The 2,164-nt window shown below is 66.9% G+C and carries 1 protein-coding gene; it reads right to left on the reverse strand.

Annotated elements, in window-relative coordinates; genetic code table 11:
• The gene (locus AXYL_RS24380) at positions 1-2,154 is read right to left on the reverse strand and encodes an efflux RND transporter periplasmic adaptor subunit (protein ID WP_013395539.1); all 2,154 of its coding nucleotides are present in this window, start codon (positions 2,152-2,154) and stop codon (positions 1-3) included.
• Positions 2,155-2,164: the final 10 nt, after the last annotated feature.

A 2,164-nucleotide genomic window follows, 5' to 3' on the forward strand; every position in this document is an offset into this window, starting at 1 on the left:
TCAGAAGCGGAACTGGCGCAGCACCATCTGCCGCACCGCGTCGTAGGCTTGCAGTGCCAGCGGCCGGGGCTGGTGCGAGAACTTCACGTAGACCCGGGCTCCCAGGTAGGCGCGCGGCGCGTCCGCGGGCAGCGTCAGGTCCATCACGAACAGGTTCTCCGCGGACTTGGCGCGCCCTTCCTGCGACTTGCGCGGGTCGACACCTATGCTGCCCCCGCCCTGCAGGCTGAGCGCCAGGCTGGGCAGTTCGTCGGTGGCGGCCGGCACCTCGCGCGCGATCGTGGCCGTGAACTCCTTGCCGCTGTCCTGCACCAGCCGCACGCGCACGTCCCTGAGCGAGCGGTGGATGCGCTCCAGGCTGGATTGCGGCACCACCACGCGCACGGTTTCGGCATCGGCCAACACATAACCCAGCAGCTCGCCGCGCTGCACATAGCGGCCTGTCATGTCCTCGGGCTGCGCCGGCACATAGCGCCCGGCGTGCGGGCTGCGCACCTGCTGCGCCAGTACCTGTTCCTGGATCGTTCGCCGCTCTGTCTGCAGGCTGGTCCATTGGTGGCGCATGATGGCCGCCTGCACCTGGTTCTGCGCGTAGGCCTGCACATAGCGGGCCTGATACTCGTCGACCTGGGCGGCCAGCATGGCGTCGCGTCGTATCAGCTCGTCGTTTTCCAGCGTCAGCAGGGGCGCGCCCTGCCCCACCGGCGCATCGTCGGCCGCTTGCCACGCGCGGACGAAGCCAGCCACCGGCGCCCTGACCTGGGCGGAAGGCGGCACCCAGACCACGCCCTCCGTATCGGTGGACGAAGGCAACGGCACGGCGCCCACCAGGCCCGCCGCCCCAACCACGCACAATCCGCAGATCAGATAGGAGCGCAAGCGGTGCGCCTGGATCTGCGGATCGGCGTAGAACTGGCGGCCCAGGCGCCACAGCGGCATCACGATGGTGTTGAACAGCGCCCACATCGCCAGCAGCACGCCAAAGAAAAAGAACTGTCCGGCCATGATGAAGATGGCCAGGAACATGATGAACATGCGATAGCAGAAGGACAGCACCGCGTAGCCGGCGAACCAGGCGCGCTCGCCGGGCGTGGCGCGCGGCGCTTCCACGCCGCGCAGGCCTAGCGCATAGCGCTTGAACAGATAGCCCAGGTAGCCGTTGGCGCGCTGGCCCAGATTGGGAATCTCAATGGCGTCGGACAGCACGTAATAGCCGTCATAGCGCAACAGCGGATTGCCGTTCATGAACAGCGTGGAAACGCCGCACAGGACGATGACGGTATAAGCCAGCGAACGTCCCAGCCCGGGATCCAGCTGGGTCCAGGCTATCATCGCCACGGCCGCCAGGAACAGTTCCACCAGGATGCCGGCTCCGCCCGCCAGCATGCGCCAGCGTTTGTCCGCGAAAGCCGATGCCGCCGAGGCGTCCACGTAGGGAATGGGCACCAGCAGCAGGAACATCAGGCCGATCTCGTGCACCTCTCCCCCGCGCGCCTTCACGGCGCAGGCGTGGCCGAGTTCGTGGATGGCCTTCACCACCGGATAGACCAGCGCCATCGCCAGCACGTTGCCGGTGGAGAACACCTGGTCCCAGATATTGTGTGTCAACGTCTGCCAATGCATGGCGCCCAGCGCCGCGCCCGTGCCGACCACGCCCAGCCAGAGCAAGGCGCCCAGCCAGGTGAACAGCCAGCGGTAATACGGCAGCGCCCGGGTCAACCAGCGGTCCGGATCCAGCAGCGGCATTTTCAGCGCGCTGGGGTTGCCGACGTACTGCTTGATCTTCTGCATGCGCTGGCGCTTGCGGCGCTCGACCAGGTCGCGCACGTCCGGCGCGCGGTCGGTGGTCAGCACGTCGGCCCGGTGCAGCTGGGCCATCAGACGGATGACCTCGTCCTGTGGCATGGCATCGCCCTCCAGCTGGCCGCAGGCGATCTCCCAGATCTCCTGCACCGTGCGGCGCCCATCCAGCAGGCTGATCATCAGATTGGCCTCGGGCGTATAGCGATGGAATTCGCCATTGCTCTGGTCCTGCATCACGTACCAGACCTGCCCCCGGTAAACGTGGCGGTGGATATGGATGTGCGAACGCAACCGCGGGCGCAGCGCGCTGACCCGGTGCCAGGAATTGCTATAGAGCGCGGTACCAGACATCTTCTGCTCT

It is taken from the genome of Achromobacter xylosoxidans A8 (assembly GCF_000165835.1).
Classification (GTDB): domain Bacteria; phylum Pseudomonadota; class Gammaproteobacteria; order Burkholderiales; family Burkholderiaceae_B; genus Achromobacter; species Achromobacter xylosoxidans_B.